The sequence below is a fragment of the Kitasatospora sp. NPDC088783 genome (genome assembly GCF_044750705.1).
GTDB lineage: Bacteria > Actinomycetota > Actinomycetes > Streptomycetales > Streptomycetaceae > Kitasatospora > Kitasatospora fiedleri.
Window position 1 is genome coordinate 146,612 of the sequence record NZ_JBIVKJ010000008.1, and the last position, 24,679, is coordinate 171,290.

Consider the following 24,679-nt stretch of genomic DNA (forward strand, 5'->3'; position numbering starts at 1 on the left):
ACCCGCCCGGGCCGCGTCAGCTGCGGCCCGGGCGGGTCCCGTACGGCGGAGGCGTCTCAGCGCGCGTTGTAGTTCGGCGCCTCGACGGTCATCTGGATGTCGTGCGGGTGGCTCTCCTTGAGGCCCGCCGAGGTGATCCGGACGAACCGGCCCTTGGTCTGCATCTCCTCGATGCTCGCCGCGCCCACGTACCCCATGGTCTGCCGCAGGCCGCCGATCAGCTGGAACAGCACCGCGGAGAGCGGGCCGCGGTAGGGCACCTGGCCCTCGATGCCCTCGGCGATCAGCTTCTCGTCCGAGGAGACCTCGGCCTGGAAGTAGCGGTCCTTGGAGAAGGACTTCGCCTGGCCGCGGGTCTGCATCGCGCCCAGCGAGCCCATGCCGCGGTACGACTTGAACTGCTTGCCGTTGATGAAGAGCAGCTCGCCGGGCGACTCCTCGCAGCCGGCCAGCAGCGAGCCGAGCATCACGGTGTCGGCGCCGGCGCACAGCGCCTTGCCGATGTCGCCGGAGTACTGGAGGCCGCCGTCGCCGATGATCGGGACGCCCGCGTCCTGGCAGGCCTGCGCGGCCTCGTAGATCGCGGTGACCTGCGGGACGCCGACGCCGGCGACCACGCGGGTGGTGCAGATCGAGCCGGGGCCGACGCCGACCTTCACGCCGTCCACGCCGGCGTCCAGCAGCGCCTGCGCGCCGTCCCGGGTGGCGACGTTGCCGCCGACCACGTCCACCGGCACGGCGGACTTGATCTTGGAGATCCAGGACAGCGCGTTGTGCGAGTGCCCGTGCGAGGTGTCGACGACCAGGAAGTCCACGCCCGCGCCGACCAGCGCCTGGGCGCGGTCGAAGGCCTCGGCGGAGGCGCCGACGGCGGCGCCCACCAGCAGCCGGCCCTCGGCGTCCTTGGCGGCGTTCGGGTACTTCTCGGCCTTGACGAAGTCCTTGACGGTGATCAGGCCCTTGATCCGGCCCTCGTCGTCGACCAGCGGCAGCTTCTCGATCTTGTGGCGGCGCAGCAGCCCGACCGCGTCCTCGCCGGAGATGCCGACCTTGCCGGTGATCAGCGGCATCGGCGTCATGATGTCGGCGACCTTGCGGCTGCGGTCGGTCTCGAAGGCCATGTCGCGGTTGGTGACGATGCCCAGCAGCTTGCCCTCGGCCGTGGCCACCGGCACGCCGGAGATCCGGAACCGGGCGCACAGCGCGTCCGCCTCGGCCAGCGTCGCCTCCGGGCCGACCGTGATCGGGTCGGTGACCATGCCGGACTCGGACCGCTTCACCAGGTCGACCTGGTTGACCTGGTCCTCGATCGAGAGGTTGCGGTGCAGGACGCCGACGCCGCCCTGGCGGGCCATCGCGATCGCCATCCGGGACTCGGTGACCTTGTCCATCGCCGCGGACAGCAGCGGGATGTTGACCCGCACGTTCCGGGAGATCCGCGAGGAGGTGTCCACCTGGTTGGGCAGCACCTCGGAGGCCCCGGGCAGCAGCAGGACGTCGTCGTACGTGAGTCCGAGCATCGCGAACTTCTCGGGTACGCCGGCGGCGTTGTAAGACATGGGGAACCTTCCGTGGCGGGCCGTCGTTCTGCGCACGGGCGCCCGGCTGTCACCGGCCGCCAAGACGCCCGGCGCGCTGGAGGAACCTCCGAAGGGGCCCCGCGCGCACCGGAGAAACTTTGGCGACCCGACCAGGCGCCGATACCCCATGGTACTGGTGACGCGGGGTAGGTCGTCGCGCCCTCTTGACAACGCCCGCCCGGCCGCGCTTCATTCCGCGCGGTCCACGCGCGTCCAGCAGCACGGACGGGCACACCGGCCGACGGGCCGGGGGGGGGAGGACCGGAAGGACCGGCCGGGGTTCAGCCGCTCTCCTCCGCCAGCGCCCGCAGCCGGGACAGCGCCCGGTGCTGGGCCACCCGCACCGCGCCCGGGGACATCCCGAGCACCTCGCCGGTCTCCTCCGCCGACAGCCCGTCCGCCACCCGCAGCAGCACCAGCTCGCGCTGGCGGGCCGGCAGGTAGGACAGCAGCTCCTTGATCCACTCGGCGTCGCTGGAGAGCAGCGCCCGCTCCTCGGGGCCGAGCGAGTCGTCCGGCGTCTCCGGCAGGTCGTCCGGCGGGATCACCGTCGAGCCGGGCCCGCGCATCGCGGCCCGCTGCAGGTCGGCGATCTTGTGCGCGGCGATCCCGTACACGAAGGCCTCGAACGGGCGCCCGGTGTCCCGGTAGCGGGGCAGCGCGCAGAGCACCGCGACGCACACCTCCTGGGCCACGTCGTCCACGTGGTGCCGGGCCCCGCCGGGCAGCCGGACCAGCCGGCCGCGGCAGTAGCGCAGCGCCAGCGGGAGCACGTAGCCGAGCAGCGCCTCGATCGCCGGGCCGTCGCCGCGGACCGCCGCCGCGACCAGTTCGGCCACCTCGGGCGACGTCCCCGCGCCGAGCACGGGCGGGCGGGCCGCCGCTCCCGACGGGCCGTCGGGTCCGGTCAACGGACCGCCCGGTGCCGACGACGGATCGGCAGCCGCACCCCCGGGGGCGGGCTGCACCGGGTCGGGCCCGGCGGCCTCCTCGTCGTCACGCATCGGTCCATGGTGCCTGGTCGGGCCGGAAAACGCGGCACCGCGTCCGGACTTGTGCATCGGAACGTTATCCGTCGCCGCGTGCACCGTGCCGCCTCCCCTGCCTGTCCGCTGGTCCCCGAGGTGCTCCACTACTCCATGGTGCAGCCTCGGGACCACAACGTCACACGTCCGAGCGAGCGCAGTTCGCGCGTCCGCTCAGCGGACCAGGCCCCAACGGAAGCCCAGCGCCACCGCGTGCGCGCGGTCCGAGGCGCCCAACTTCTTGAACAGCCGCCTGGCGTGCGTCTTCACGGTGTCCTCGGACAGGAACAGCTCGCGGCCGATCTCGGCGTTGGAGCGGCCGTGGCTCATCCCCTCCAGCACCTGGATCTCACGGGCCGTCAGGGTCGGCGCGGCGCCCATGTCCGGGCTGCGGAGCCGGCGCGGCGCCAGGCGCCAGGTCGGGTCGGCCAGCGCCTGGGTGACGGTGGCCCGCAGCTCGGCGCGCGAGGCGTCCTTGTGCAGGTAGCCGCGGGCCCCGGCGGCGACCGCGAGGGCCACGCCGTCCAGGTCCTCGGCGACGGTGAGCATGATGATCCGGGCGCCCGGGTCGGCCGACAGCAGCCGGCGGACCGTCTCCACCCCGCCGAGGCCGGGCATCCGGACGTCCATCAGAACGAGATCGGAACGGTCGGCCACCCAGCGGCGGAGGACCTCCTCACCGTTCGTCGCAGTGGTCACCCGGTCCACGCCGGGCACGGTCGCCACCGCGCGGCGAAGCGCCTCCCGGGCGAGCGGGGAATCGTCGCAGACGAGTACGGATGTCATGACCGTCGTCCTCCGCAGCAGATCCGCGTCACGTTGAGCCTCCTGGCTGGTACGAACCTCTCCGACACGGCCCCGGGACGGACCCGTTCCGATCGCCTCGCTGCGCGACCGGTCCCGATGTCCTGCGCCCTCTGACCGCCTCCGCACATCCAACGACCGTCACTCGAATGAGTTACGGCTTCACGTCCATCTCCACCACTGTACGTGGCCAACCCATCACGCAAGAGCCACCTCGCGGTGCACACGCCGCACTTTTGTGCAGCTCGCGCGCGGTGCCCGCGCCGCGCGCGCCCTCCGGAGGCGCTCCGCGCCCGGCGGGACACCCGATCGACGCAGCATCCGGGTTCAAACCTCTTGCCCCTTTTGTCCGTTTTTATAGCTTCTGTCAGGTCATTGACTGATTCGTCGGACTGTGGGTGACTTGTCGGTGTAGTGGGCGTAAGTCATATTTCCAGGTGTCCGTACCGGCCCGGTGCCGCCTCGCCGCGACAGTCGCGGCCGGCCGCCGGGTCCCGAGCCATGAAGGGAATGAGCCATGGCAGATTTCTCCCGCCTCCCCGGCCCCAACGCAGACCTCTGGGACTGGCAGCTCTCCGCCGCCTGCCGCGGCGTCGACAGCTCACTGTTCTTCCACCCCGAGGGCGAACGCGGCGCGGCCCGGACCTCGCGCGAGACGAGCGCCAAGGAGGTCTGCATGCGCTGCCCGGTGCGCGTCAAGTGCGCGGCCCACGCCCTCGCCGTCCGCGAGCCCTACGGGGTCTGGGGCGGCATGACCGAGGACGAACGCGAGGAGCTGCTCGGCCGCTCCCGCAACCGGCTGGCCGAGGTCCCGCTGGCGATGCCGCAGACCGTCCGCCGCTGATCCGCCGCCGCTCCCGCCGGTCCCGGTCCGTCGCCGCTCCCCCGCCGGTGCCCCCGCCGGTCCCCCGCACCGCAGCGGCCGTCCCCGCCGCCGCGGCCCGCGTCCCCGGCCGCGCCACCCTGACGCGTCGCCCGCCCGTCCCCGGTCGGTGCCGCGCTCAGCGGGCCGCGGCCGACGCCGCGAGCTGGTCCAGCATCAGCGCCACCGCCGGGACCTCCGCCAGGTCCGGCAGGGTCAGCGCCACCACCTCGCGCCGGGCCGGCTCGCCCGAGGCCACCCGCACCGGTACGGCCGCCACCCCCGGGTGCCGCACCGACTCCAGCGCCAGCCCCGGCAGCACCGCCACCCCCAGGCCCGCGCCGACCAGGCCCACCACCGCCGGGTAGTCGTCCGTGGCGAACTCGATGGCCGGCGCGAAGCCCGCGTCCGCGCACAGCTCCACCAGGTGGCCCCGGCACTGCGGGCAGCCCGCGATCCACTGCTCGGCCGCCAGCTCCGCCAGGTCCACCGGGTCGCCCTCGCCCCGGCCCCCCAGCGGGTGGCCCGCCGGGACGAGGCCCACCAGCGGATCGTCCAGCAGCGGGCGCACCACCAGCTCGGACCAGTCGTTCGCGGCCGCCGTCGCCGCCGCCTCCAGCGCCGCCTCGGCCCGCGCCTCGCGCAGCGTCGCGTGCGGGGACGGCAGGCTCAGCCCGCCCTGCGAGTCCGGGTAGCGGAAGGCCAGCGCGACCTCGCACTCGCCGCCGCGCAGCATCGCCAGCGCCTGGGTCGGCTCCGCCTCCACCAGCGAGACCCGCACCCCCGGGTGGGCCGCCCGCACCTGGGCCACCGACCGCGGCACCAGGGTCGAACTGGCCGTCGGGAACGAGACCAGCCGCACCCGCCCCGCCCGCAGCCCGGCGATCGCCGCGACCTCCTCCTCGGCGGCCGAGAGCCCCGCGAGGATGCCGTCCGCGTGCCGCAGCAGCACCCGCCCGGCCTCGCTCAGCTGCATCTCCCGCCCCGACCGCACCACCAGCGGGGTGTCCACCGCCTTCTCCAGCGCCTTCATCTGCTGGCTCACCGCGGGCTGCGTGCACCCCAGCTCCCGCGCGGCGGCGGAGAACGACCCGGTCCGGGCGACGGCGTGCAGGACGCGGAGGTGGCGGGCTTCGATCACGCCGTCAACTGTAGGGGAGGCGCGAAGTGCGCCGGGAACGCGAAAGCAGGGGCGCGAGGTCCCGGCGGTCCGGGCCGCGCACCACGGGGGTGCGGGGCCGGTCGCGCAGTTCCTCGCGCCCCTGCTTTCGCTGCGCCGCTTCAGCGGCTAGCGCTCGGTGCTTCAGTGGCTGTGGCCGTGGCCGCCGTGCGAGTGGCCGTGGCCGGCGCCCTCTTCCTCTTCCTTCTTCTCCACCACGAGGGTCTCGGTGGTGAGCAGCAGGGAGGCGATGGAGGCGGCGTTCTCCAGGGCGGAGCGGGTGACCTTGACCGGGTCGATGACGCCGGCCTTGACCAGGTCGCCGTACTCGCCGGTGGCGGCGTTGTAGCCCTGGCCGGGCTCCAGGTCGGCGACCTTGGAGGTGATGACGTAGCCCTCCAGGCCGGCGTTCTGGGCGATCCAGCGCAGCGGCTCGGCGAGCGCCTTGCGGACCACGGCGACACCGGTGGCCTCGTCGCCGGTCAGGCCGAGGCCGTCCTCCAGGACCTTCGCGGCGTGCACCAGCGAGGCGCCACCGCCGGCCACGATGCCCTCCTCGACCGCGGCGCGGGTCGCGGAGATGGCGTCCTCCAGGCGGTGCTTGCGCTCCTTGAGCTCGACCTCGGTGGCCGCGCCGACCTTGATCACGCAGACGCCGCCGGCCAGCTTGGCGAGGCGCTCCTGGAGCTTCTCGCGGTCCCAGTCGGAGTCGGTGTTGGCGATCTCGGCCTTGATCTGGGCGACCCGGCCCGCGACCTCGGCGGAGTCGCCGGCGCCGTCGACGACGATGGTCTCGTCCTTGGTGACGGTGATCCGGCGGGCGCTGCCGAGCACCTCCAGGCCGACCTGGTCGAGCTTGAGGCCGACCTCCTCGGAGACGACCTGGCCGCCGGTGAGGGTGGCGATGTCGCCGAGGATGGCCTTGCGGCGGTCGCCGAAGCCGGGGGCCTTGACCGCGACCGCGTTGAAGGTGCCGCGGATCTTGTTGACCACCAGGGTGGAGAGGGCCTCGCCGTCGACGTCCTCGGCGATGATCAGCAGCGGGCGGGAGCCGCCGGCCTGCAGGACCTTCTCCAGCAGCGGCAGGAGCTCCTGGATGGAGGAGATCTTGCCCTGGTTGATCAGGACGTACGGGTCCTCCAGGACGGCTTCCTGGCGCTCCGCGTCGGTGACGAAGTACGGGGACAGGTAGCCCTTGTCGAACTGCATGCCCTCGGTGAACTCGAGCTCGACGCCGAAGGTGTTGGACTCCTCGACGGTGATCACACCGTCCTTGCCGACCTTGTCGATCGCCTCGGCGATCAGCTCGCCGACCTGGGTGTCCTGGGCGGAGAGGGAGGCGACGGCGGCGATGTCGTCCTTGCCCTCGATCTCGCGGGCCACCGAGAGCAGGTGCTCGGAGACGGCGGCGACGGCCTTGTCGATGCCCTTCTTCAGGGCGGCCGGGCCGGCGCCGGCGGCGACGTTGCGCAGGCCCTCGTTGACCAGGGCCTGGGCGAGCACGGTGGCGGTGGTGGTGCCGTCGCCCGCGACGTCGTTGGTCTTGGTGGCGACCTCCTTGACCAGCTGCGCGCCGAGGTTCTCGTACGGGTCGTCGAGCTCGACCTCGCGGGCGATGGTCACACCGTCGTTGGTGATGGTGGGGGCGCCGAACTTCTTGTCGATGACGACGTTGCGGCCCTTGGGGCCGATGGTCACCTTGACGGTGTCGGCCAGCTTGTTGACGCCGCGCTCCAGCGAGCGGCGGGCGTCCTCGTCGAACTGCAGGGTCTTCGCCATGATCCCGTTTCCTCAGGGGTAGGTCTGCGTACGTGGAGCAACAACCGCGCCCCGGGCCCCTGTCAGTGCGACACGGATCCGGGGCGGGCTGGGACGTCTAGTTGTCGGACGTCTTTACTTCTCGATGATCGCGAGGACGTCGCGGGCCGAGAGGACGAGGTACTCCTCGCCCTGGTACTTCACCTCGGTGCCGCCGTACTTCGAGTACAGGACGATGTCACCGACGGCGACGTCGAGCGGCAGACGCTGACCGTCCTCGAAGCGGCCCGGGCCGACGGCCAGGACGACGCCCTCCTGGGGCTTCTCCTTGGCGGTGTCCGGGATCACCAGGCCGGAGGCGGTGGTGGTCTCGGCGTCGAGCGGCTGGACCACGATGCGGTCCTCGAGCGGCTTGATGGCAACCTTGCTGCTGGTGGTCACGTCCGAGCTCCCCTTCGGAGATTACGGGGTTGTCTAACAGGTAGGTGGCGATTGCGCGCGGCCGCCGTCGCGGGGGTCGGACACGCTTCATCGCGTTAGCACTCTCCCTGGGGGGAGTGCCAGGTATGACCTTAGGACGCCGTTAGCACTCAGTCAACCAGAGTGCCAACGAAGTCGCGTCCGAGTTTCCGTTCGACCCGGTCGGTTCCGAGTACGGGTACTCAGGCGGCGCGCGAATCCCCTTGCGACGATCGGGACATGACGAAGGAGCGCCCCTCCACGGGGCGGGACGTGTGGCACGCGGTGTGGTTGCTGGCGCTGGCGGTGCCGCTGCTGTGCGCGGTGCCCTACGCGGTCATGGTGCTGGTGTTCGCGCTGGCCGGGGCCGGGGAGCGCGGGGGCGGGGCGGGCCTGGCGGTGCTGCTGTGCGGCGCGGTGACGGCGCTGGAGCTGGGGGTGCCGGTGGCGTCGGTGGTGGTGACCGCCCGGCGGGGCTACCGGATCGCGCCGCTGGCGGTGGGGCTGGCCGGGCCCGCGCTGGCGGCGGCCGTGCTCGCGGTGCCGGCGCGCTGACCGGAGCCGCGACAATGGTGCGGTGGAGATCGAGTCGTTCCGGGCGCTGCTGACCGAGCAGGGGCAGGCGCTGCTGGCCGAGTTGCGGGGGTTCACGGCGGCCGGGGAGCTGGCGCTGGCGACCAGGATGCGGCGGGAGTACCCGGCGGAGCTGGTGCGGGCGGCGTTCGAGCAGGCCCGGTTGCGGCAGCGGGCGGAGGCGAAGTTCGGGGCGGACGCGGCGTCGATGTACTTCACCCGGCACGGGGTGGAGCAGGCGACCAGGCGGTCGGTCGCCGAGTGGCGGGCGGGGCGGTTCGCGGCGCTGGGGGTGCGGCGGCTGGCCGACCTGTGCTGCGGGATCGGCGGGGACGCGATCGCGCTGGCCCGGGCCGGGATCGCGGTGCTGGCGGTGGACCGGGACGAGCTGACCTGCGAGGTGGCGCGGGCGAACGCGGCGGCGCTGGGCGTGGCGGAGCTGGTCGAGGTGCGCCGCGCGGACGTCGCGGACGTCGACACCGCGGGCTTCGACGCGGTGTTCACCGACCCGGCGCGGCGCACCTCGAAGGGCCGGGTGTTCGACCCGGAGGCGTACTCGCCGCCGCTGTCCTGGGCGGTGGAGGCGGCCCGGCGCACCCCGTTCGGGGCGTTGAAGGTGGCGCCGGGCATCCCGCACGAGCTGGTGCCGGCGGGCGCCGAGGCGGAGTGGGTGTCGGACCGCGGCGAGGTCAAGGAGGCGGTGCTGTGGTTCGGCACGGCCGCCGCCGAGCCGTACCGGGCGACGCTGCTGCCGGGCCCGCACTCGCTGTCCGGCGGCGCGCTGCCGGACCCGCCGGTGGGCCCGGTGGGGCGCTACCTGTACGAGCCGGACGGGGCGGTGATCCGGGGCCGGATGGTCGCGGAGGTGGCGGAGCTGACGGGCGGCCGGCTGATCGACCCGATGATCGCGTACGTCACCTCGGACGAGCTGCGCCCGACGCCGTACGCGCAGGCGTACGAGCTGACCGACGTGCTGCCGTTCCAGGTCAAGCGGCTGCGGGCGCTGGTGCGGGAGCGCCGGATCGGCACCGTGGTGATCAAGAAGCGCGGGGCGTCGGTGGTGCCGGAGGAGCTGCGGCGGCAGGTGAGGCCGGCCGGGCCGAACGCGGTGACGGTGATCGTGGCCCGGACGGCGGGCGGGCCGGTGATGATGCTGGGTCAGCCGGTGGGCCCGGCCAGGTAGTCGTCGAGGCGGGCGACCGCGAAGCCCTGCTCCTGGATCCGGGCGAGCAGTTCGCCGAACATCCCGGTCATGGTCTCGCCCTTGAGCTCGGACGGGCCGCGGAAGTGGGCCAGGATGATGTCGCCGTTGCGGAGCTTCTTGTCGGCGGCCTGGTACTGCATGTCGTGGATCTGCATGGACTCCCGCCAGAGCACGACGGCGCGCGGCCCGCACTCCTGGACGGCGGTGTTCAGGGCGGGGGTGTTCGCGCCGTCGCCGTAGGGCGGGCGGAACAGGTAGGGGGCGGTGCCGTACTGCTCGGTGAGGGCGGCCTGGTCGTCGCAGACCTGGGCCTTCTGCTGGGCGGGGCCGAGCTTGCTCATCACCGGGTGGCTGACGGTGTGGTTCTGGATGCTGTTGCCGAGCGCCTGGAGCGGTTTGAAGTAGGCGTAGTCGTTCTTGACGATGTCCTTGGTCAGGAACATCGTGACCGGGACCTTGAGTTCGGTGAGCATCTCGACGAACTTCGGGTCCTTCTCGGCCCCGTCGTCGAGGGTGATGAAGACGACCTTGTCGGTGGTCGGGACTTCGCTGAACACCGGCACCTGGCCGGACCCGGTGAGCTTGATCGGCCGGTCGGCGGGCGGCGCGGGCGCCTTGGGCATCGGCTTGAGGCCCCACTTGGCCCAGGCGGCCTCGGGCACCGCGTCCTGCGCGGGGGCCGACGGGGTGCCGGTGCCGGAGGGGGCCGGGGTGCCGGGGGCGGCGACCGGCGCGGCCGGGACGGGGGGCCGGTCGGCCGCCCCGGAGCCGCTGCCGCACCCGCTCGCCGCCAGCAGTACCGCGAGGGCGCCCGCCCCGTACCCGACCCGTACCCGCTGCTTCACCGGTTGTCCCCCGCTCGTCCTCGACACGCGTGTCGATCATAGGACGATCGGATTTGGCTGCCCGGTTGCTACCCCGCGTCCGTGCGGGTGAAGGTCCAGCGGTGCACCGGGCGGGCCAGCAGGTGCGCGGGCGGTTCCGGCACCGGCCGCGGCTCGCCCGCCCACAGCGCGATCAGCAGCACCCGCTCGCCCGGCGCGGTGAACAGCTCGACCCGCTCCAGGCCGGCCGCGCCGCGCACCGCGGGCAGCGCGGACTCCCGGGCCCAGGCGTGCAGTTCGGCCCCCCGGCCGGCCGCCGCCCGGGCCTCCCACATGGCCGCCAGGGTCACTTCAGGGCCTCGTGCGCGTGCGCGTGGAAGCCGCCGTGCTCGCCCGGCACGTGCGTCTCGGTGACCGGCAGCGAGGAGTCCGCCGACAGGTCGAAGGAGGACGGGGTGCGATTGCGCCGCACCATCTCGGCGCCGAGCGCCGCCACCATCGCGCCGTTGTCGGTGCACAGGCCCGGCCGCGGCACCCGCAGCACGATGCCCGCCCGGTCGCAGCGCTGCTGCGCCATCTCGCGCAGCCGGGAGTTGGCGGCCACGCCGCCGCCGATCATCAGGTGGTCGACGTCGTTGTCCTTGCAGGCCCGGACCGCCTTGCGGGTCAGCACGTCGGTCACCGCCTCCTGGAAGGACGCCGCGACGTCCGCCACCGGCACCGGCTCGCCGGCCCGCCGCCGGGCCTCCACCCAGCGCGCCACGGCGGTCTTCAGCCCGGAGAACGAGAAGTCGTACGCGGGGTCGCCCGCGTTGTTCAGCCCGCGCGGGAAGGCGATCGCCGAGCCGTCGCCCTCCCGGGCCATCCGGTCCACCACCGGCCCGCCCGGGAAGCCCAGCCCGAGCACCCGCGCCACCTTGTCGAACGCCTCGCCGGCCGCGTCGTCGATGGTCGCGCCCAGCGGCCGCACGTCGGAGGTGATGTCGCCGCTGAGCAGCAGCGAGGAGTGCCCGCCGGAGACCAGCAGCGCCATCGTCGGCTCCGGCAGCCGGCCGTGCTCCAGCTGGTCCACGCAGATGTGCGAGGCCAGGTGGTTGACGCCGTACAGCGGCTTGTCCAGCGCCCACGCGTACGCCTTGGCCGCGCTCACGCCGACCAGCAGCGCGCCCGCCAGGCCCGGCCCGGCGGTGACGGCGATGCCGTCCAGGTCGCTCGCCTTCACCCCGGCGGTGTCCAGCGCCCGCCGGATGGTCGGCACCATCGCCTCCAGGTGCGCCCGGCTGGCGATCTCCGGGACGACGCCGCCGTACCGGGCGTGGTCGTTGACGCTGGAGGCGACCGCGTCGGCCAGCAGGGTGGTGCCGCGGACGATGCCGACGCCGGTCTCGTCGCAGGAGGTCTCGATGCCGAGGACGAGGGGTTCGTCAGCCATTGTGATGATCCTTCAGATCGCTTGCTTCACTTGCGTCGCTTGCCAGGTGGTCCAGACGCATCACCAGTGCGTCCACGTTGGCCGGCTGGTAGTAGCCCCGCCGGATGCCGACCGGCTCGAACCCGAACCGCTCGTACAGCCGCTGCGCGCGCAGGTTGTCCACCCGCACCTCCAGCAGCAGTTCGGCGCAGCCGCGCCGGACCGACTCCTCGACCAGCTCCGCCAGCAGCAGTGCCCCGAGCCCCGCCCCCTGGTGCTCGGAGTCCACCGCGATGGTCTGCACGTCGCTGTCCGGGCCGACCGCCATCAGCCCGGCGTAGCCGACCGGCGCGCCGCCGCCGTCGACGGCCACCACGTAGTGCCGGCTCCCGCCGGGGAACGCCTCCGCCAGCTCCGACCAGTACATCCCGCGCGACCAGGCGTCCTCGGGGAACAGCCGGTGCTCCAGCACCATGACGGGCTCGATGTCCCACCACCGCATCGGCCGCAGCGCGTACCTAGCCACGCCGGCCGACCGCCCCGGCGAGAGCGCGGCGAACCGCGCGGAGCGGTAGGGCACGGCCGGCCGGGTCCGCGGACGGCGAGCCGTGGCCCTCCGGGCGGCGCACGCGCCTCACGCCGGAAGCACCGCCTTGTACCCGGCGGGGACCTGGGCGTCCGGCCGCCGCAGGTACAGCGGCGCGTTCGGCAGCAGCTCCCGGCCGGCGGCCAGCTCGCGGACCGCGAAGTCGGCCAGCGCGCCCGCCGAGACGTGCTCGGGGCCGCTGGCCGCGGGCAGCGCGTACAGCAGGGCGCCCGCGCCGACCGTCCGCGGGCCGGGGTCGATCTCGGCCGGGCGGTCCACCGCGGGGCCGCCCACCCGGGTGCCGTCGGCGTCGTAGGAGGCCCAGTAGACCTCCTTGCGCCGGGCGTCGGTGGCCACCGCGAACGCCCCCGCCAGGCCCTCGGCGCGCGCCTGGTGGGCGATCGCGTCGAGGGTGCAGACGCCGTGTACGGGCAGGCCGAGCGCGTCGCCGAGGGCGGCGGCGGTGACCAGGCCGACCCGCAGGCCGGTGTACGGGCCGGGGCCGACGCCCACCGCCAGGTGGGTCAGGTCGCGCTTGTCCGCGCCGGCGGCGCGCAGCACGGCTGCGATGGTGGGCAGCAGCAGCTCGCCGTGCCGGCGGGCGTCGACCTCGTAGGACTCGGCGAGCACCCGCGCGCCGTCGTGGACGGCGGCGGTGACGGCGGGGGTGGCGGTGTCGAAGGCGAGGAGGAGCACGGGTCCAAGGTTAGAGGGTTCGGCGCGCGGGCCCGCACCGCCCCGGACCGGTCGGGAACACACGATCGCCAGGAGTCCGGAACCGCGCGCCGCACCTGGCACGATGGGCCTTCCCGAAGGTGAGACGCGGAGCGTTGAGGAGCTGACGTGGCGAAGCTGGGTCCTGGTGCGGTGGTCGGCGGGCTGACCCTGGGGGCCGTGGCGGTGATCGGGCTGCTGGCCTTCCAGGCGAACGGCGCGGCCTCGCGCGCGGTCGCGGCGGCGCCGTCCGCGTCGAGCGCCGCCCCGTCGGCCTCCGCCCCGGAGAGCGCCCGGCCGAGCGTGCCGCCGCTGCCCGCCGAGTCCGGTTCGGGCCTGCGGGTGGTGCTCGCGCTGCAGGCGCAGCAGGTCTGGCTGGTCGACCCGAAGAAGCCGGACCCGGTGGTGGCCGCGTTCAAGGTGGTGCCGGGCAACACGCTGCCCGCGGCGGGCACCTACACCGTCACCAGCCGCACCGCCTCGGGCACCGGCACGGACGGGCGGCAGATCGAGCACGTGGTGCGGTTCGCCCAGCAGTCCGGCACGGTGTTCGGGTTCAGCGCGCTGGTGGACGAGAAGGCGCCGGCCCCGTCGGTGGACCCGGGGACCAGGACCGGCGGCATCCGGGCGTCCCGGGCGGACGGCCAGGCGCTGTGGGACTTCGCGCCGAACGGCACCCGGGTGGTCGTGGTCGCCTGACCGGCCGCGGCCCGGTCAGGCGGCGCGGCGCTCCGGCGGGGTGGAGACGGCCTCGGCGGCCCGGCAGGCCGCCAGCAGGGCGCGCATCGGCACCGGCGCGGCGGCCGGGGCCCCGGCGGCGGCGGCTCCGGCGGCCGGTGCTCCGGCGGTGCGCTCCGGCACGGCGGCCGGGGCGGCGGAACGGTCCTCGGTGGTCCTGGGGGGTGTGCTCACCATGGGGCGCCTCCCTAGTTAGGCATACCTAACCTGCTGACGCCATCCCATCACGCCCGCGCGGTGCGCCGCAACCGTTTCCCGACGCGCTGTCGGAAACCCGGTTCAGTTCTCACCCAAACCGGTGAGGTCCGCGGCGTCCCAGCGGCCGCCCAGCCCGGTCAGGGTGACCCGCCGCCCGTCCGACTCCCCCAGCGCGTCCGCCGCCTCGCCGCCCAGGGTCCGCTCGATCCGGATCTCCAGCCGGTCCTCGGACAGCCGCTCGACCTTGCCCTCGCCCCACTCGACGACGACCACCGACTCGGGCAGCGACACGTCCAGGTCGAGGTCCTCCATCTCGTCCAGGCCGCCGCCCAGCCGGTACGCGTCCACGTGCACCAGCGCGGGGCCGCCGGTCAGCGAGGGGTGCACCCGGGCGATCACGAAGGTCGGCGAGGTGACCGCGCCGCGCACGCCCAGGCCCTCGCCCAGGCCGCGGGTCAGCGTGGTCTTGCCCGCGCCCAGCTCCCCCGACAGCAGGACCAGGTCGCCGGGGCGCAGGAGCGCGGCGAGCCGCCGGCCGAGGCCGGTCATCCGCTCCGCGGTGTCGACGGTCAGAGTGGTCTGCGAACCCATGGCGTCCTTCTTCGATCGATGCGGCCACCCCTAAGGTGCCACACCGCGCGGCGCCCGCCGCTCAGCCCTCCGGCCGCTCCCGGGCCAGCTCCCGCAGCGCCTCCGGCAGCGGGCCCGTCCCGGCCCGCTCGGCGGCCCGCTCCAGCAGCGCGGCCAGCTCCCGGTCGACGGTGCCGGGGCGCTCCAGCATCACCAGGTGCCCGGCGTCCGGCACCAGCACCAGCCGGGCGCCGGGCAGCGCGGCGGCGATCGCCTCCGAGTACTCGGGCGGGGTCAGCAGGTCCCTGGTGCCGGCCAGCACCAGGACGGGCAGGCCGTCCAGGGCGGCCAGCGCGGCGCGCTTGTCGTGCGCGGAGAAGGTCGGGTAGAACTCGGCGACCACGTCGATGGGGGTGGCGTCCAGCAGCTGCTCGGCGAACCGGGCGACCGCCGGGTCGACGTCCCGGCTCCCGAACGAGAACCGCCGGTAGAAGACCGCGGCCAGGTCGGCGCCCCAGCGCCGGGTGGCCTCGACCAGCTCGACCTGGCGGCCCAGCAGCCGTATCACCCCGGGGACGACCCGCTTGACCACCTTGGCACCGACCGCGGGCAGGCCCAGCGGCACCGCGTCCCAGTCGCCCGCCAGGGTGCCGATCAGCGCGACGCCGGCCACCCGGCCGCCCGGGCCGAACAGCTCGGGGCGCCGGTCGGCCAGCGCCATCACGGTCATGCCGCCCATCGAGTGCCCGACCAGCACGATCGGCCCCTCGGGGACGACCGCGTCCAGCACCGCCTCGAGGTCCGCGCCGAGCTGGTCGATCGAGGCCGGTTCGCCGCCCGCGTACGAGCGGGAGCGCTCGGAGCGGCCGTGGCTGCGCTGGTCCCAGAACACGGTGCGCAGCGCGCCGCGCAGCGCGGCCCGCTGGAAGTGCCAGCCGTCCTGGTTGAGGCAGTAGCCGTGGCAGAACACCACGGTCGGCCCGCCGCCCGCCGGGGCCTCGTCGACCTCGACGTACAGTCCGGTGCCGTCGGCGGCGGGCACGGTGGTGGCGGTGCCGCGCAGCGAGCCGAAGGCGGCCGCCGCGTCGAGCTCCTCGCGGGCCCGCCGGCGCATCGCCCGCCCGACCGTCAGCCGTTCCACGGCCACCCCGGCGGCGGCCCCGGCGGCCAGCACGCCCAGCGATATGCCGATCAGCCCGGCCCGGGACACCCCGCCGGAAGAGGACTCCTCAGCCACCGCTCACCCCCGCAGTCCGCCGACGTAGCGTCGGGCGACCCGGCCCCCGATCCGGGTGATGATCTCGTACGCGATGGTGTCGCAGGCCACCGCCCAGTCCTCGGCGGTGGGCTCGCCCCGGTCGCCGGCCCCGAACAGCAGGACCTCCGCGCCGGTCTCCGGGGTGTCCCCGCCGAGGTCGACGACGAACTGGTCCATCGCGACCCGCCCGGCCACCCGGTAGCGGGTGGCGCCGATCTGCACCGGCCCGGTGTTGCTGGCGTGCCGCGGCACGCCGTCCCCGTAGCCGAGCGGGACCAGGCCGAGCGTGGTCGGGCCCGGCGTCGTGTAGTGGTGCCCGTACGAGACGCCGTGGCCGCCGGGCACGTGCTTGACCAGCGCGAGGCGGGCCGACAGCGACATCACCGGCCGCAGGCCGAAGTCGGCGGGCCCGCCGACCTCCGGGACGGGCGACAGGCCGTACATGGCCAGGCCCGGCCGGACCAGGTCGTAGTGCGACTGCGGCAGCAGCAGCGTCGCCGGGGAGTTGGCGATGTGCCGCACCTCGGGGTCGACGCCGGCCCGCTCGGCGAACGCCAGGACCTGGGCGAACAGGTCGAGCTGGGCCTGGATCGAGGGGTGGCCCGGCTCGTCGGCCGCCGCGAAGTGCGACCAGACGCCGACCACCCGCAGCAGGCCCTCGGCCTGCGCCCGCACCGCGTTCTCCACCAGGTCCGGCCAGTCGCGCGGCTGGCAGCCGTTGCGGCCCAGCCCGGTGTCCGCCTTCAGGTGCACCCGGGCCGGGACGCCGGTCTCCCGGACGGCCGCCAGCAGCTCGTCCAGCGCCCACTGGCCGCTCACCGAGACGTCCACCGACTCGCGCAGCGCCCGCGCCCACGGGCCGCCCGGCGTCCACAGCCAGCACAGGATGCGGGCCTGCTCGGGGCCGATCCCGGCGGCCCGCAGCGCGAGCGCCTCCTCCGGGGTGGCGGTGCCCAGCCAGCCCGCGCCGGCCGCGACCGCCTCCCGGGCGCACCGCAGCGCGCCGTGGCCGTAGGCGTCCGCCTTGACCACGGCCATCAGCTCGGGCCCGGCCGTGCGGGCGCGCAGCGCGGCCAGGTTGTCGCGCAGCGCGGCCAGGTCGATGGTCGCCTCGGCCCGCGCCCCCTGGGTCAGCGCGGGCGTCCCGGCGGTGTTCGCAGTCGTCATCGCGTATCAGTCTCCCAGACCGCGGCGGAAAGCCCCGTCAGGGGCCCGGGCAACGGCGGGTCCGGAACGCGGCCGGGGCCCGCCGAAGGCCCGCCGGGGCTCTCCTGTCCGCGGGCTACTCGACGAGGGAGGCCCAGGCCGGGTGCAGGGCCGCGGCGAGGTCGACGGCGGTGATCGGGGCGCCGGGGCCCGCCGCGCGGCGGCCGGCCAGGCCGTGCAGGTAGGCGGCGGCGGACCCGGCGTCCAGCGGGGCGAGCCCGGTGGCGAGCAGCGAGCCGGTCAGGCCGGAGAGGACGTCGCCGCTGCCGGCGGTGCCGAGCCAGCCGGTGCCGGTGGAGTTGACCCGGGCCCGGCCGTCCGGGTCGGCGACCACCGTGGTGGAGCCCTTGAGCAGCACGGTCGCCCCGTAGCGGGCGGCGAGCAGCCGGGCCGCCCGGAGCCGGCCGGCGGCGACCTGCTCGGCGTCGGCGGACTCGTCGACGCCCGCGAGCAGCCGGGCGGCCTCCCCGGCGTGCGGGGTGAGCAGGACGGGCGCGGGGCGGCCGGCCAGGACGGACGGGCCGAGCCGGGCGAGTTCGGTGAGCGCGTCGGCGTCGACCAGGACGGGCACCTCGGTGTCCAGCGCCTCGCGCAGCGCGCGCTCCGCGTCCTGGCCGCCGCCCGGGCCGACCACCCAGCTCTGCACCCGCCCGGCGCGGGCCGGGCCGTCCTCGGTGACGAGCGTCTCGGGGTGGCGGCGGACCACCTCCGCCGCCGCGTGCCCGGTGTAGCGGACCGCGCCGGCCCCGCCGTACAGCGCCCCGGTGACGGCCAGCACGGCCGCGCCCGGGTAGCGGGCGGACCCGGCGGCGACGCCGACCACGCCGCGCCGGTACTTGTCGCTCTCCGCGCCGGGGGCGGGCAGCAGCGCGGCCGCGTCGGCGTGCTGGAGCGACTCGACGGGGGCGGGCGGCAGGTCGAGCCCGAGGTCGACCAGGTGGACGACGCCCGCGTACCGCGCGCCGGGGTCGATCAGGAGGCCGGGCTTGTGGGTGCCGAAGCAGACCGTGACGTCGGCGCGGAGCGCGGGCCCGGCGACCTCGCCGCTGTCGGGGTCGACGCCGGAGGGGACGTCCACGGCGACCACCCGGCCGCGGCGCGGCAGCTCGGCGAACGGGGCGGCGGCCGGGCGCAGCGGGCCGCGGCCGCCGATGCCGACGACGCCGTCCAGCACCAGGTCGGCCCGGGTGAACGCGTCCGGGTCCGCGGTGGTCCGGCCGCCGGCCGCCAGCAGCGCGGCCAGCCCCCCGGCGTGCGCCTTGGCCGGGTCGAGCAGCAGCGCCTCCACCCGGGCGCCCCGGCGGGCCAGCCGGGCGCCCGCGTGCAGCGCGTCGCCGCCGTTGTCCCCGGAGCCGGCCAGCACCAGCACCCGGCTCGCGTACACCCGGGGCAGCAGCCCCGCGCAGACCGCGGCCAGCCCGGCCGCGGCCCGCTGCATCAGGGTGCCCTCCGGCAGTCCGGCCATCCGGGCGGCCTCGGCGGAACGGACCTGCTCGACGGTGTGGGCGTGGCGCATGGCGGCTCCCCTGCTCGGCGGTTCTCGGCGTGCTCGGCGGTTCTCGACGTGCTCGGCGGTTCTCGGCGGACGGCCCGGGAGGGGCCGGGGCCCCCGGTGCGGGGCCCGCCGTTCCCACCCTGCCCCCTGGTGGCGGCCTGCCGCTCCTTCCCCGGCTCCGGCGTCCTCAGCCCTCGGCGATGACGACCGCCGAGGCGACGCCCGCGTCGTGGCTGAGGGAGAGGTGCCAGGAGGTCACGCCGAGGGCGGCGGCGCGGGCCTCGACGGTGCCGGTGACGTGCAGCAGCGGGCGGCCGGACTCCTCGACCCGGACCTCGGCGTCCTCCCAGCGCAGGCCGGGGGGCGCGCCGAGGGCCTTGGCGACGGCCTCCTTCGCGGCGAACCGGGCCGCCAGCGAGGCCGTGCCGCGGCGCTGTCCGGAGGGGAGGGTCAGTTCGGCGGGGGTGAAGAGTCGTTCGGCCAGCCCGGGGGTGCGTTCCAGGGACTCCCCGAACCGCCCGATGTCCGCCACGTCGATGCCGACCCCGATGATCACGTCCCGCTCCCTCGTCCGTGCCGGTGCGGAGCGCTCCGCACCGGCACGGACGATACGCGCGCTACTCGACCGTGACGGACTTGGCCAGGTTGCGCGGCTGGTCGACCTCGTGGCCCTTGGCGGTGGCCAGCTCGCAGGCGAAGACCTGGAGCGGGACGGTGGAGACCAGGGGCTGGAGCAGGGTCGGGGTGACCGGGATGCGGATCAGGTGGTCGGCGTAGGGGACGACGGCCTCGTCGCCCTCCTCGGCGATCACGATGGTGCGCGCGCCGCGGGCCCGGATCTCCTGGATGTTGGAGACGATCTTGTCGTGCAGGATCGAGCGGCCGCGCGGCGAGGGCACCACCACGACCACCGGCAGGCCCTCCTCGATCAGGGCGATCGGGCCGTGCTTGAGCTCGCCGGCCGCGAAGCCCTCGGCGTGCATGTAGGCGAGCTCCTTGAGCTTGAGCGCGCCCTCCAGGGCCACCGGGTAGCCGACGTGCCGGCCGAGGAAGAGCACCGAGCGGGCGCCGGCCAGCGAGCGGGCCAGCGCCCGGACGGGCTCCATGGTGCCGAGCACCTGCTCGACCTGCCGGGGGGCGTCGCCGAGCTCGCGGATGACGGAGGAGATCTCGTCGCCCCACTTGGTGCCGCGCACCTGGCCCAGGTAGAGGGCGACCAGGTAGCAGGCGACCAGCTGGGTCAGGAACGCCTTGGTGGAGGCGACCGCGACCTCGGGGCCGGCGTGGGTGTACAGCACGGCGTCGGACTCGCGCGGGATGGTCGAGCCGTTGGTGTTGCAGATCGCCAGCACCTTGGCGCCCTGCTCGCGGGCGTGCCGCAGCGCCATCAGGGTGTCCATGGTCTCGCCGGACTGCGAGATGGCGATCACCAGGGTGCGGTCGTCCATGATCGGGTCGCGGTAGCGGAACTCGCTGGCGACCTCGACCTCGCAGGGGACCCGGGTCCAGTGCTCGATCGCGTACTTGGCGATCATGCCGGCGTGGAACGCGGTGCCGCAGGCGACGATCACCACCTTGTCGACCTCGCGCAGCACCTGGTCGGGGATGCGCAGCTCGTCGAGGGTGAGCCGGCCGTCGGTGCCGATCCGGCCGAGCAGGGTGTCGGCGACGGCCTTCGGCTGCTCGGCGATCTCCTTGAGCATGAAGTAGTCGTAGCCGCCCTTCTCGGCGGCCGAGGCGTCCCAGTCCACGTGGTACTCGCGGACCTCGGCGGGGGCGCCGTCGAAGTCGGTCACCGTGACGCCCTCGGGGCGCAGCTCGACGACCTGGTCCTGGCCGAGCTCGATCGCCTCGCGGGTGTGCGCGATGAACGCGGCGACGTCCGAGGCGAGGAAGTTCTCGCCGTCGCCGACGCCGACCACCAGCGGCGAGTTGCGGCGGGCGCCGACCACCGTGCCGGGGGCGTCGGCGTGCACCGCGACCAGGGTGAAGGCGCCGTCGAGCTGGCGGCAGACGGCGCGCATGGCCTCGGCCAGGTCGCCGTCGTAGGCCTCGGCGAGCAGGTGGGCGACGACCTCGGTGTCGGTCTCGGAGCGGAGGGTGTGGCCCCGGTCGGTGAGGTCGGCGCGCAGCCGGGCGAAGTTCTCGATGATGCCGTTGTGGACCACCGCGACCTTGCGGTGGTCGTCCAGGTGGGGGTGGGCGTTGGCGTCGGTGGGGCCGCCGTGGGTGGCCCACCGGGTGTGTCCGATGCCCGTGGTGCCGGCCGGGAGAGGGGTTTCGGCCAGCGACTTCTCGAGGTTGACGAGCTTTCCGGCCCGCTTGTCGGTGGACAGGAGCCACTGCCCGTCGGCTCCTGCGGTCTGCACCGCGACGCCGGCCGAGTCGTAGCCCCGGTACTCCAGCCGCCGCAGACCTGCGATCACTACGTCGAGGGCCTCCTGAGGCCCGGTATATCCAACAATTCCGCACATGTGCGCCAGCATAAGTGCGGACGTTCGGCCCCCGGTGCGCCGGATGACCACACCGGGTGACCGCACGGGGCGGCGGCACGGGCCGGCCGCGCCGGGTGACCGACACCACAACACCCGTCGACCCGGACACGGCCCACAATGGACACCGTGCTGACCGAACTCTGTACGAAGGGTGCGCCGCCCGCGCCCACTCCCTCCCCGTACGTGGATCTGGACCGCGCCGAGTGGAGCGCGCTGCGCGAGCGCACCCCCCTGCCGCTGACCGCCGAGGAGGTCGAGCGCCTGCGCGGACTCGGCACCGCCCTGGACCTCGACGAGGTCCGGGACGTCTACCTGCCGCTGTCCCGGCTGCTCAACCTCTACGTGCACGCCACCCACGAGCTGCGCGGCGCCATCGGGAGCTTCCTGGACACGCCCGACACCGAACGGGTGCGCACCCCGTTCATCATCGGCGTGGCCGGCTCCGTCGCGGTCGGCAAGTCCACCACCGCCCGCCTGCTCCAGGCGCTGCTGGCCCGCTGGCCCGAGCACCCCCGGGTCGAACTGGTCACCACCGACGGCTTCCTGCTGCCCAACGCGGAGCTGCGCCGGCGCGGCCTGATGGCCCGCAAGGGCTTCCCCGAGTCGTACGACCGGCGGGCGCTGATGCGCTTCGTCGCCGACGTGAAGGCCGGCAAGGACCGGGTCACCGCGCCGGTCTACTCCCACCTGGTGTACGACATCGTGCCGGGCGAGCGGCTGGTGGTGGAGCGCCCCGACATCCTGATCGTCGAGGGCCTGAACGTGCTCCAGCCGGCCCTGCCCGGCACCGACGGCCGGACCAGGATGGCCGTCGCCGACTACTTCGACTTCTCGATCTACGTCGACGCCCGCACCGACGACATCGAGGCCTGGTACCTGGACCGCTTCCGCAAGCTGCGGCAGACCGCCTTCCAGGACCCGAACTCCTACTTCCGGCGCTTCACCGAGGTGCCCGAGGAGGAGGCGATGGACTACGGCCGCCAGGTCTGGCGGACCATCAACAAGCCCAACCTGCTGGAGAACGTGCTGCCCACCCGCGGCCGGGCCACCCTGGTGCTCCAGAAGGGGCCGGACCACAAGGTCCGCCGGGCGCTGCTGCGCAAGCTCTGACGCCCCTTCGACATTACGGCTTGGTCCCGATTGGCGCGGCCCTCCTCACGAGGGGGGCGCGTATGCCCGCTATTGCAGCGTTTTACCCCTTGGCCGAGCGTCTATCATCAGGACGGCCTAAGCACACAGCCAAGTCGGGACGGTTTCGGGGGCCATGCTCGCTTTCCTGCTCCAGCTCCGCCAGTGGTGGACTGTCGGCACCGTCTACCCCTTCGCCGTCTTCATGACCGGCGTGTGGGCCCTGTGGTTCGTCAGGCTCGGCCTGGCCCGCCGCTACCGCCCCTGGAAGCGGCCCTACGAGGTGACCACCTCCGTGATCATCCCGGTGGTCGACGAACCACCGGACCTCTTCTACTCGGTGCTGGACCGGATCATCGACCAGCAGCCCACCGAGATGGTCGTGGTCATCAACGGCAGGCGCAACGAAGTCCTGGAGCAGGTCTGCGACCAGCTCGGCGTGTACTGGCTGTGGACCCGGACGCCGGGCAAGCGCAACGCCCTGAAGGTCGGCCTGGAGGCCTGCACCGGTGACATCGCGGTGCTGGTCGACTCCGACACCGTGTGGACCCCCACCACCCTGCCGGAGCTGGTCAAGCCGTTCCGCGACGAGGACGTCGGCGGGGTGACGACCCGTCAGCGCATCCTGGAGCCCGGCCGGTCCGTGCTCACCCGCTGGGCGGACTGGCTGGAGAGCGTGCGCTGCCAGTACTCGCTGCCGGCGATGAGCGTGCTCGGCACCGTCGGCTGCCTGCCGGGCCGGACCATCGCGTTCCGCCGGAAGATCCTGCTGGAGTGCATGGACGACTTCCTGTCGGAGAAGTTCCTCGGGGTCTTCCTGGAGGTCAGCGACGACCGCACGCTGACCAACTACGCCCTCAAGCAGGGCTACCGCACGGTGTACCAGTCCACCTCCCTGGTGTACACGGACGCCCCGCTGCGGCTGGGCAAGCTCGCCAAGCAGCAGTACCGCTGGGCCCGCGGCTCGCAGTACAACACCCTGCGGATGCTGCCGTGGATGCTGCGCCGGGCCCGGATGCTGGCGCTGTTCTACCTGGTCGACATCCTGGTGCCGTTCGTGCTGCTCGGCTCCTTCGCCTCCTGGGGCGAGGCCCTGTGGCACCGGACGGGGCCCAGCCTGTACATGGAGCTGCCGCTGCCCGCGGTGCACTGGCGGGCCGTCGCCACCATCCTGGTGCTCGCCGCGGTGATGTCGCTGCTGTCGCTCTGCATCCGGTTCGGCCGTCACTTCGCCTACCGGATACAGGACTTGGTCTTCCTGCCGGTCTTCATGGTGATCAACACCTTCATCCTGCTGCCGGTCCGGCTGCTGGGCTTCTTCCGGATGGGCCACAACGCGTCCTGGGGCACCCGCGAGGACAGCTTCGCGGGTGAGCGCGTCCGCAGCGCCAAAGTGGTCATCCCCTATCTGCTGGGCAGCGCCATGCTGGTCGGATCGGTGATGATGAGTGTCTGAGACGACAGCCGCGGAGAGCGCGGCCCGGGAGGTCACCGTCCCCCGGCGGCGCAAGAAGATGCACTGGTGGTCGCGCGGCAGCGGCATCCGGCTGCGGGTCTGGATGGTCGTCAACGTCGTGCTGCTGAGCGCCCTCTGCTGGGGCGTCATGGCGGCGCTGCGGCTGGACGGCATGGGCCCCCGGTACGCCGGCCTCGGGCACCCGGCGGATGCCCCCGGCATACAGCAGCTGGTGCACCCGCAGCCTCCGCCGGTGCCCGACAAGTCGGTGTTCGCCAACCCCGACGGCAAGTACTTCGGGGTGGCGACCGCCGAAGCCCCCTGGTCCTCCGCCGAGTTGGACTCGCTCGCCGACAAGAGCGGCACCCGGCCCACCATGACCGAGTACTTCGTGCGCTGGGACGCCGAGTTCGACCCGAAGGCGGTCGCCCAGGCCTACGAGCACGGCACCCTGCCCGTGCTCTCCTGGGAGCCCTGGGAGGGCGAGGAGGCCGGCCACACCGACCAGCCGAAGTACGCGCTGTCCACCATCATCGACGGGCAGCACGACGACTACATCCGGCGCTTCGCCCAGGCCGTCGCCGCCCAGAAGTGGCCGGTGGCGATCCGCTTCGCGCACGAGATGAACGGCGTCTGGTACCCGTGGTCGGAGAGCCAGAACGGCAACCAGGCGGGCCAGTACGTGCAGGCCTGGCAGCACGTCCACGACGTGTTCGCGCAGGCCGGCGCGGCGAACGTGATCTGGATATGGAGCCCCAACATCACCCGCCCGGTGCCGAAGGTGGCCCTGCCCCCGCTGTACCCCGGTGACGCCTACGTGGACTGGGTCGGCGTGACCGGCTACGGCACCAAGGGGGAGAAGACGGCCGACGACACCTTCGGCCCGACCCTGACCGTCCTGCGCGGCCTCACCGCGAAGCCGATCCTGATCACCGAGACCGGCCGCGAACCGTCCACCGCCCTCAAGGCGCAGTGGGTCTCGGACTTCTTCGACTGGCTCAACCAGCAGCCCGACGTGATCGGCTTCGTCTGGTTCGAACGCGACACCGACCACGGCGCCAAGGCGGACTGGCGCTTCGACGAGACCCCCGAGGCCCTGCGCGCCTTCGCGAACGGCATCGCCTCGGTCAAACTGGCCAGGGGACTCTCCGGCTGACCCGCCGGGAACGCGGACGG

At 74.1% G+C, this 24,679-nt stretch carries 25 protein-coding genes; 7 read left to right on the forward strand and 18 right to left on the reverse strand.

Translation table 11 applies throughout. The annotated features are described in order from the left end of the window. Window positions 1–56: 56 nt before the first annotated feature. From guaB to ACIP60_RS22820, 3 genes are all read right to left on the reverse strand, one after another. The gene (gene guaB / locus ACIP60_RS22810) at window positions 57–1,559 is read right to left on the reverse strand and encodes an IMP dehydrogenase (protein ID WP_400687234.1); all 1,503 of its coding nucleotides are present in this window, start codon (window positions 1,557–1,559) and stop codon (window positions 57–59) included. A gap of 302 nt (window positions 1,560–1,861) precedes the next feature. Next, complete coding sequence (gene shbA / locus ACIP60_RS22815; protein ID WP_400687236.1) at window positions 1,862–2,584, reverse strand: RNA polymerase sigma factor ShbA; 723 nt, start codon at window positions 2,582–2,584, stop codon at window positions 1,862–1,864. A 195-nt stretch (window positions 2,585–2,779) separates the two neighbouring features. Then, on the reverse strand, window positions 2,780–3,391 hold the full coding sequence (locus ACIP60_RS22820; RefSeq protein WP_014136228.1) for a response regulator transcription factor: 612 nt from the start codon (window positions 3,389–3,391) through the stop codon (window positions 2,780–2,782). A gap of 535 nt (window positions 3,392–3,926) precedes the next feature. Between ACIP60_RS22820 and ACIP60_RS22825 the strand changes: the two genes are divergently transcribed. Beyond that, window positions 3,927–4,253: a WhiB family transcriptional regulator gene (locus ACIP60_RS22825; RefSeq protein ID WP_400687238.1), complete on the forward strand. Its 327-nt coding sequence runs from the start codon at window positions 3,927–3,929 to the stop codon at window positions 4,251–4,253. Window positions 4,254–4,410: 157 nt separating this feature from the next. Here the strand turns inward: ACIP60_RS22825 and ACIP60_RS22830 are convergent, their stop codons facing one another. From ACIP60_RS22830 to groES, 3 genes are all read right to left on the reverse strand, one after another. Then, window positions 4,411–5,412, reverse strand: coding sequence for a LysR family transcriptional regulator (locus ACIP60_RS22830; protein ID WP_400687240.1), 1,002 nt, complete (start codon window positions 5,410–5,412; stop codon window positions 4,411–4,413). 162 nt (window positions 5,413–5,574) lie between these two features. After that, window positions 5,575–7,209: a chaperonin GroEL gene (gene groL / locus ACIP60_RS22835; protein WP_400687242.1), complete on the reverse strand. Its 1,635-nt coding sequence runs from the start codon at window positions 7,207–7,209 to the stop codon at window positions 5,575–5,577. A gap of 114 nt (window positions 7,210–7,323) precedes the next feature. Beyond that, a complete protein-coding gene (groES, locus tag ACIP60_RS22840; RefSeq protein WP_014136232.1) occupies window positions 7,324–7,629 on the reverse strand; it encodes a co-chaperone GroES in 306 nt (101 codons plus the stop codon). 258 nt (window positions 7,630–7,887) lie between these two features. On the opposite strand from groES, the gene ACIP60_RS22845 reads away from it, so the two are divergent. After that, window positions 7,888–8,202 carry a hypothetical protein gene (locus tag ACIP60_RS22845; protein WP_400687244.1) on the forward strand — a complete coding sequence of 105 codons (315 nt, stop codon included), beginning with the start codon at window positions 7,888–7,890 and terminating at the stop codon, window positions 8,200–8,202. A 22-nt stretch (window positions 8,203–8,224) separates the two neighbouring features. Further along, on the forward strand, window positions 8,225–9,403 hold the full coding sequence (locus ACIP60_RS22850) for a methyltransferase domain-containing protein (RefSeq protein ID WP_400687246.1): 1,179 nt from the start codon (window positions 8,225–8,227) through the stop codon (window positions 9,401–9,403). Here the strand turns inward: ACIP60_RS22850 and ACIP60_RS22855 are convergent. The 5 genes from ACIP60_RS22855 to tsaB form a co-directional block, all read right to left on the reverse strand. Beyond that, window positions 9,379–10,269: a polysaccharide deacetylase family protein gene (locus ACIP60_RS22855; protein ID WP_400687248.1), complete on the reverse strand. Its 891-nt coding sequence runs from the start codon at window positions 10,267–10,269 to the stop codon at window positions 9,379–9,381. The two genes, ACIP60_RS22850 and ACIP60_RS22855, sit on opposite strands and share 25 nt — an antisense overlap. A 68-nt stretch (window positions 10,270–10,337) precedes the next feature. Further along, a complete protein-coding gene (locus ACIP60_RS22860) occupies window positions 10,338–10,583 on the reverse strand; it encodes a hypothetical protein (protein ID WP_400687250.1) in 246 nt (81 codons plus the stop codon). Window positions 10,584–10,594: 11 nt separating this feature from the next. Beyond that, on the reverse strand, window positions 10,595–11,680 hold the full coding sequence (gene tsaD, locus ACIP60_RS22865; RefSeq protein WP_400687252.1) for a tRNA (adenosine(37)-N6)-threonylcarbamoyltransferase complex transferase subunit TsaD: 1,086 nt from the start codon (window positions 11,678–11,680) through the stop codon (window positions 10,595–10,597). Next, window positions 11,673–12,161, reverse strand: a complete 489-nt coding sequence (rimI, locus tag ACIP60_RS22870) for a ribosomal protein S18-alanine N-acetyltransferase (protein WP_100837855.1) — start codon at window positions 12,159–12,161, stop codon at window positions 11,673–11,675. Before rimI ends, tsaD begins: the two co-directional genes overlap by 8 nt. Before the next feature lie 132 nt (window positions 12,162–12,293). Then, window positions 12,294–12,941 carry a tRNA (adenosine(37)-N6)-threonylcarbamoyltransferase complex dimerization subunit type 1 TsaB gene (gene tsaB / locus ACIP60_RS22875; protein ID WP_400687254.1) on the reverse strand — a complete coding sequence of 216 codons (648 nt, stop codon included), beginning with the start codon at window positions 12,939–12,941 and terminating at the stop codon, window positions 12,294–12,296. 147 nt (window positions 12,942–13,088) lie between these two features. Between tsaB and ACIP60_RS22880 the strand changes: the two genes are divergently transcribed. After that, window positions 13,089–13,658: a L,D-transpeptidase gene (locus ACIP60_RS22880; RefSeq protein WP_400687256.1), complete on the forward strand. Its 570-nt coding sequence runs from the start codon at window positions 13,089–13,091 to the stop codon at window positions 13,656–13,658. Window positions 13,659–13,673: 15 nt separating this feature from the next. On the opposite strand, the gene ACIP60_RS22885 is transcribed toward ACIP60_RS22880, so the two are convergent. The 7 genes from ACIP60_RS22885 to glmS all read right to left on the reverse strand — a co-directional run bounded on the left by ACIP60_RS22885 (window position 13,674) and on the right by glmS (window position 20,898). After that, complete coding sequence (locus ACIP60_RS22885; RefSeq protein ID WP_400687258.1) at window positions 13,674–13,874, reverse strand: hypothetical protein; 201 nt, start codon at window positions 13,872–13,874, stop codon at window positions 13,674–13,676. Window positions 13,875–13,976: 102 nt separating this feature from the next. After that, window positions 13,977–14,486 carry a tRNA (adenosine(37)-N6)-threonylcarbamoyltransferase complex ATPase subunit type 1 TsaE gene (gene tsaE, locus ACIP60_RS22890; RefSeq protein WP_100837852.1) on the reverse strand — a complete coding sequence of 170 codons (510 nt, stop codon included), beginning with the start codon at window positions 14,484–14,486 and terminating at the stop codon, window positions 13,977–13,979. Between the two features lie 61 nt (window positions 14,487–14,547). Beyond that, window positions 14,548–15,702 (reverse strand): alpha/beta fold hydrolase, encoded by a 1,155-nt coding sequence (locus ACIP60_RS22895; protein WP_400687261.1) that lies wholly within the window; start codon window positions 15,700–15,702, stop codon window positions 14,548–14,550. Window positions 15,703–15,705: 3 nt separating this feature from the next. Further along, a complete protein-coding gene (gene alr, locus ACIP60_RS22900) occupies window positions 15,706–16,890 on the reverse strand; it encodes an alanine racemase (RefSeq protein ID WP_400687263.1) in 1,185 nt (394 codons plus the stop codon). A gap of 115 nt (window positions 16,891–17,005) precedes the next feature. Further along, on the reverse strand, window positions 17,006–18,445 hold the full coding sequence (locus ACIP60_RS22905; protein ID WP_400687265.1) for an NAD(P)H-hydrate dehydratase: 1,440 nt from the start codon (window positions 18,443–18,445) through the stop codon (window positions 17,006–17,008). A 166-nt stretch (window positions 18,446–18,611) separates the two neighbouring features. Then, window positions 18,612–18,980 carry a holo-ACP synthase gene (locus ACIP60_RS22910; protein ID WP_100837848.1) on the reverse strand — a complete coding sequence of 123 codons (369 nt, stop codon included), beginning with the start codon at window positions 18,978–18,980 and terminating at the stop codon, window positions 18,612–18,614. A gap of 61 nt (window positions 18,981–19,041) precedes the next feature. Next, entirely contained in the window at window positions 19,042–20,898 is a 1,857-nt protein-coding gene (gene glmS, locus ACIP60_RS22915) for a glutamine--fructose-6-phosphate transaminase (isomerizing) (protein ID WP_400687580.1), read from the reverse strand. A 138-nt stretch (window positions 20,899–21,036) separates the two neighbouring features. Here glmS and coaA point away from each other — a divergent pair, with 138 nt between their 5' ends. The 3 genes from coaA to ACIP60_RS22930 all read left to right on the forward strand — a co-directional run bounded on the left by coaA (window position 21,037) and on the right by ACIP60_RS22930 (window position 24,659). Further along, on the forward strand, window positions 21,037–22,029 hold the full coding sequence (coaA, locus tag ACIP60_RS22920; protein WP_111554935.1) for a type I pantothenate kinase: 993 nt from the start codon (window positions 21,037–21,039) through the stop codon (window positions 22,027–22,029). A gap of 154 nt (window positions 22,030–22,183) precedes the next feature. Further along, window positions 22,184–23,503, forward strand: a complete 1,320-nt coding sequence (locus ACIP60_RS22925) for a glycosyltransferase family 2 protein (protein ID WP_111554934.1) — start codon at window positions 22,184–22,186, stop codon at window positions 23,501–23,503. Continuing rightward, window positions 23,496–24,659 carry a glycoside hydrolase family 26 protein gene (locus tag ACIP60_RS22930; protein WP_400687268.1) on the forward strand — a complete coding sequence of 388 codons (1,164 nt, stop codon included), beginning with the start codon at window positions 23,496–23,498 and terminating at the stop codon, window positions 24,657–24,659. The genes ACIP60_RS22925 and ACIP60_RS22930 overlap by 8 nt, the downstream gene beginning before the upstream one ends. The last annotated feature ends 20 nt before the right edge of the window (window positions 24,660–24,679 follow it).

Coding starts and splice junctions, on each gene's coding strand:
- ACIP60_RS22820 (WP_014136228.1), bottom strand. CDS start 3,391: ATGACATCCGTACTCGTCTGCGACGATTCCCCGCTCGCCCGGGAGGCG.
- ACIP60_RS22845 (WP_400687244.1), top strand. CDS start 7,888: ATGACGAAGGAGCGCCCCTCCACGGGGCGGGACGTGTGGCACGCGGTG.
- glmS (WP_400687580.1), bottom strand. CDS start 20,898: ATGTGCGGAATTGTTGGATATACCGGGCCTCAGGAGGCCCTCGACGTA.
- groL (WP_400687242.1), bottom strand. CDS start 7,209: ATGGCGAAGACCCTGCAGTTCGACGAGGACGCCCGCCGCTCGCTGGAG.
- ACIP60_RS22905 (WP_400687265.1), bottom strand. CDS start 18,445: ATGCGCCACGCCCACACCGTCGAGCAGGTCCGTTCCGCCGAGGCCGCC.
- guaB (WP_400687234.1), bottom strand. CDS start 1,559: ATGTCTTACAACGCCGCCGGCGTACCCGAGAAGTTCGCGATGCTCGGA.
- rimI (WP_100837855.1), bottom strand. CDS start 12,161: ATGCGGTGGTGGGACATCGAGCCCGTCATGGTGCTGGAGCACCGGCTG.
- tsaD (WP_400687252.1), bottom strand. CDS start 11,680: ATGGCTGACGAACCCCTCGTCCTCGGCATCGAGACCTCCTGCGACGAG.
- ACIP60_RS22925 (WP_111554934.1), top strand. CDS start 22,184: ATGCTCGCTTTCCTGCTCCAGCTCCGCCAGTGGTGGACTGTCGGCACC.
- ACIP60_RS22825 (WP_400687238.1), top strand. CDS start 3,927: ATGGCAGATTTCTCCCGCCTCCCCGGCCCCAACGCAGACCTCTGGGAC.
- ACIP60_RS22860 (WP_400687250.1), bottom strand. CDS start 10,583: ATGTGGGAGGCCCGGGCGGCGGCCGGCCGGGGGGCCGAACTGCACGCC.
- coaA (WP_111554935.1), top strand. CDS start 21,037: ATGGACACCGTGCTGACCGAACTCTGTACGAAGGGTGCGCCGCCCGCG.
- alr (WP_400687263.1), bottom strand. CDS start 16,890: ATGACGACTGCGAACACCGCCGGGACGCCCGCGCTGACCCAGGGGGCG.
- shbA (WP_400687236.1), bottom strand. CDS start 2,584: ATGCGTGACGACGAGGAGGCCGCCGGGCCCGACCCGGTGCAGCCCGCC.
- tsaE (WP_100837852.1), bottom strand. CDS start 14,486: ATGGGTTCGCAGACCACTCTGACCGTCGACACCGCGGAGCGGATGACC.
- ACIP60_RS22885 (WP_400687258.1), bottom strand. CDS start 13,874: ATGGTGAGCACACCCCCCAGGACCACCGAGGACCGTTCCGCCGCCCCG.